Source organism: Sandarakinorhabdus oryzae (genome assembly GCF_009733735.1).
GTDB classification, from domain to species: Bacteria; Pseudomonadota; Alphaproteobacteria; order Sphingomonadales; family Sphingomonadaceae; genus Sandarakinorhabdus; species Sandarakinorhabdus oryzae.
Map to the genome: position 1 here is coordinate 1 of NZ_WNJP01000204.1, position 4,334 is coordinate 4,334.

Sequence of the window (4,334 nt, forward strand, 5' to 3'; positions counted from 1 at the left end):
CAGGCTGGCGGCGATGGCGGCCGGTTCGGCGCCGGCGCGTTCGAGGGCGCGCGCATGGAGGCGGCAGACCGCCGGTTCGGCCCAGCGCTCGCTGGTCGCGGCGATCGCGGCCAGGGCATCGGCAAAGGCTGCAGCCGCGCCGACGTGATCCCCCGCCGCCGACAGCGCATTGCCAAGCAGCGCCCAACGATAGGGCAGGAAGCAGCGCGAGCCGGTGGCGCGATAGATATCGAGGCCCTGGGCATAAAGCTGCGGCCCCTCGTTCTCGCCGCGCTGGCAGGCCAGCCAGCCCGACAGCATGACGCCATTGCCCAGGAACAGCGGCACGCGTTCCTTGGCTGACAGATCGGTCAGTTCGGCAGCCAGCGCCGACACGTCATCGGCAGCACCGGAATATTGCTGGATCCACGCCGAATAGGCCAGCACGTTGGCAAAGGAATAGAGATGGTTGAGCTGGCGTGCGAAGGCCAGCGCTTCTGCGCTGGCGGCGGCGGCCGCGTCATGATCACCCTTCAGCCACAGCGCCTGGGCGCGATAGGCGCGCGCCATCGCGGCGGCATCGACGCCGATCTGGAACCGGTGGCCGGCGTGGCGATCGGGATCATAATGGGCAAGGATGGTGTTGCTGTTGTCGATCACCTCGTCGACCTTTCCAAGGAAGAAGCACGATGAGGTGTTGGCAAGCGTGCCGGTGAGCAGCAGTTCCTCGCTGCCCGACTGGCGGGCGAGATCGAGTATGGCCTGCGCATGCGCCAGCGAGGCCTGGTGATCGGCGCGCACGGTTTTTACCTGCCACAGGCCGAAAAGCGCCTGGCCCTGGCGGGCGGTGTCGCCCAGCTTGCTGGCCAGATCCAGCGCGCGCCGCCACACCTTCTCGTTCTCGGGCGAGGCCTGGCCCTTGGCCACCATCACCGCCGTGCCAAGTGCCATCTCGACCTCGAGCTCGATCGCGTCGCGCTGCGGGCTGACGGCCACGGCCGCGACGGCGGTCAGGGCGTCATGCAGATGCGCCATCGCCTCGAGATGGGCATTGCGGCGCAACGCCTGCGTGCCCGCCTGCAACCAGTAATGCGCCGCCTGTTCCGGGTTGCCGCCGCGGGAATAATGCCAGGCAACGATTTCGGGATGGGCCTGGGCTTCCGCGTCAAACTGGGCGCAGATCAGCGCCGCGGCGCGGCGATGCTCCTGGCGGCGCCGGGCCTTGGGCAGCAGTTCATAGGCCGCTTCGTGGGTCAGCGCGTGCTTGAACATGTAACTCGCCCGCGGGGCCACCCCGCGCTGCTGCACCAGTTCCTCGCTGACCATCTGGCCCAGCTGGGCCGCAAGTTCGTCACCGTCCAGCCCGGCGAAAGCGCTGATCATGGCGTGACTGAAGCTGCGGCCGAGGATGGCGCCGAGCTGCGCCGTTTCGCGCGCGGCGCCGAGCCGGTCGAGCCGGGCCGCCAGCAATCCACGCAGGGTGGTGGGAATGTCACCAATGGCGCCCTGGCTGCCGTGGATGACGATCTGCCGGGCCAGTTCCTGCACGAAGAAGGGCACGCCGTCGGTGCGGGCCACCAGTTTCTGGACGAGGGCATCATCGATGTCGGCAGCGCCGATGGCATCGGCCACAAGCACTCTGGTCTGCCCGCTGCCCAACCGCCCCAGATTGATCTGACCGTGATGGTCACGGTCCAGCCAGGCCTTGCGAAACTCCGGCCGGGCCGTGCCGATCACCATCAATGGCAAGGTGCCGCCCTGTTCGACCAGGATCCTGACCAGTTCAAGGGTGGATGGATCAACCCAGTGGAGATCCTCGACCGCCAGCACCAGCGGTTGATCGCGGGTCAGCGCGAAGACCCATTCGGTCAGCGTCTCGGTCAGCTGGCGGCGGCGCTGCGCCGGTGTCAGGTCGAGCGCCGCATGGTCGGCGGGCAAGGCCAGGCCGATCAGCGTGGCGACCAGATCAAAGGCGTCCGCTGGCATGTCGGCGACCGCAAGCTCGCGCCGCAGCGCCTCGGCCGGGTCGCCGCCGCGCGCTTCCAGCAGCTGGCGCAGCATCTGGACAACGGCATGAAAGGGCGTGTTGGCAAACAGCGATTCCCCGCTCCAGCCGATCCAGCGGTGCGGCTGGCCAGCCAGCGCGGACCGAAACTCCCCAAGCAGACGGCTCTTGCCGATGCCGGGTTCGCCCCGGATCAGGATATGCTGGCCGTCATGGTCGGCCAGCCGCCGCCAGCGGCTCATCAGCAGGGCCAGTTCATCATCACGGCCCACGAACAGCCCCCCGGCCGTCTTTGCCTGATGGCGGCCATCCGGCCGAACGCCCAGAGCCTGAAACAGCGGCACCGCCGCCCCGCCCTCGCTGGGCGGCAGGGCCGGCAGCATCTGCTGATCAAAGACGCCGGCGACCAGCTCGGCCACATCACCGGTGAAGGCCACCGCCCCCGCAGGTGCCGCCGCGCGGGTGCGCGCCGCGATGGCGGGGCCATCGCCGAACACCTCGATCTGGCCCTGGCCGTCAAGCCCGACCAGCGCGTTCGCGCAGTGAATGCCAATCCGGGCGGTGACCCCGGCGCCATGGGTGGCCGCAAACACATCGCGCTGGCCGGCCAGCGCTGCGACAATGGCCAGGCCGGCGTGGATGGCCCGTTCGGCGGCGTCTTCCTGCGCGACCGGAAAGCCGAAGAGGGCGGAGACCATGCCGCTCTGCCAGCTGGGCGTGCCGCCCAGCGTGGCGATCGCGTCCGACACGAGCGGCTGCGCCCTCCGGACGATCTCCTGCCAATCCTCGGGATCGAGCTGTGCGGTGCCGCCGCTCTCCTCGAGCCGGCACGACAGGAAGGTCAGGTGGCGCCGCTCGCTTTGCGGGGCTGGCGGCGGCGGCGATGGCCTTGGCGACGGTGCTGGTGCTGGCGTTGGCGGCGGCCGGCGACGCTCCGCCGCCAAGCTGTCGTGGCCGCGCGCGACATGCCGTGCCACATCGCCAACAAACGCCAACCAGCGTGGATCATCGCGTTCGCCGGCCCAATCGCACAGATCGCTGGTCTGCGTCAGCTCGAACATGATCGGCCGATCACAGTGCTCGATCATGCAGGGCACCAGCGTGCCGTTCCGCTGCGCCAGCGTCGCTTCGGCCCGCACCCAGCGCGACACCACCGAGCGCGTTGACCACAACACGACAACCGCCTTTGCCGACCGCAGCGCCGCCTCGGTTACTTCGTCATAGGCTTCGCCGGCCCGCAGCGTCGAGTCCCACCAGACGGTGAACCCCTGAGCCGCAAAGCCTTCCGCAAACAGCCTTGCCAGCGCCTGATCCTCACGATTGTAGGACAGGAAGATGTCAGCCACGATCTTGAGCGCCCTCGCTTTTATCCAGTGGTGTAGAGCATCATTTTCGAATGGTCGATGCCGTCAATGGGTGACCCTCCCTCGATCACCAGCCTTGTCGCCACAGCGGGGCGACCACGGTCGCATGGGCGGACAGCCTGCCCCGCGGACCACCATGCAACCAAGGCATCGACCCGATAGTCTCATGTGATTTCCAACACCGTCTGTCTGCGGCGATATCAGGACCTGGTAAGAAACATTCCCGATCAGGAGCCAGTCATGCGCCTTTCTCCCCTTCTTGCTTCGCTTGCTGCCGCGACACTCTTCATGGGCTCTGCCCAGGCCCAGCCAGTGCCGGCGGCGGCCCCGGTCACCACGCCGGTGGCCAACGCCGATGGTGTCATCCAGCTGCGCAGCGGCAACGATTTCGATGTTACGCTGGCCCGGCTGAAGGCCGATGTAGCGGCCAAGGGCATCCGCTTCTTTGACGCCATCGATCAGGCCGGGCTTGGTGACGGCGCTGGCCTGAAGATCAGGCGATCCACGCTGGTGTTGTTCGGCAATCCGCCGCTGGGCGTCCAGTTCCTCGAGGCCAATCCTTATGCCGGGCTCGACTGGCCGGTGCGGATGCTGGTGCTGGAGGATGCCCAGGGCGCCGTGTGGCTGGCCTGGACCGACTTCACCCATATCGCCCACCGCTATCGCATCACCAACCGGGATGCCCAGTTTAAGATGGCCAGCGAGGTTGCGGCCTCCATCGCGGCAGCAGCTGCTGCCAGGTGATGGCCGTGCTGGGCAGCGCCATCGCGGTGCTGGCCGCAGCGCTGATGGGTCTGGCCATCCAGCGCGGCGCCACCTGCATGGTGCCTGCTGTCGCGGAACTCGTCCAGGATCACCGGGCCAGCCGCGCCCTGGCGTTGGCCGAGGCGGCGCTGTGGGTGGGCGGCCTGGTGCTGCTCGCCCGGCTGGCCGGCTGGCTTGAAACCAGTCCAGCCGGCCAAGCCGCCTCGTGGCGCGCCCTGGCC

3 protein-coding genes are annotated in these 4,334 nt (G+C 68.3%); 2 read left to right on the forward strand and 1 reads right to left on the reverse strand.

The window, feature by feature from the left end:
- On the reverse strand, window positions 1-3,330 hold a 3,330-nt coding region (locus GJ693_RS14140), incomplete at its 3' end, for an AAA family ATPase (RefSeq protein WP_156256919.1).
- A 306-nt stretch (window positions 3,331-3,636) separates the two neighbouring features.
- On the opposite strand from GJ693_RS14140, the gene GJ693_RS14145 reads away from it, so the two are divergent.
- Together GJ693_RS14145 and GJ693_RS14150 are read left to right on the forward strand one after the other, a co-directional pair.
- Window positions 3,637-4,092, forward strand: a complete 456-nt coding sequence (locus GJ693_RS14145) for a DUF302 domain-containing protein (protein WP_156256920.1) — start codon at window positions 3,637-3,639, stop codon at window positions 4,090-4,092.
- Window positions 4,092-4,334: hypothetical protein (locus tag GJ693_RS14150; protein ID WP_408014590.1), on the forward strand; the 243-nt coding region annotated here is incomplete at its 3' end. The genes GJ693_RS14145 and GJ693_RS14150, both read left to right, overlap by 1 nt.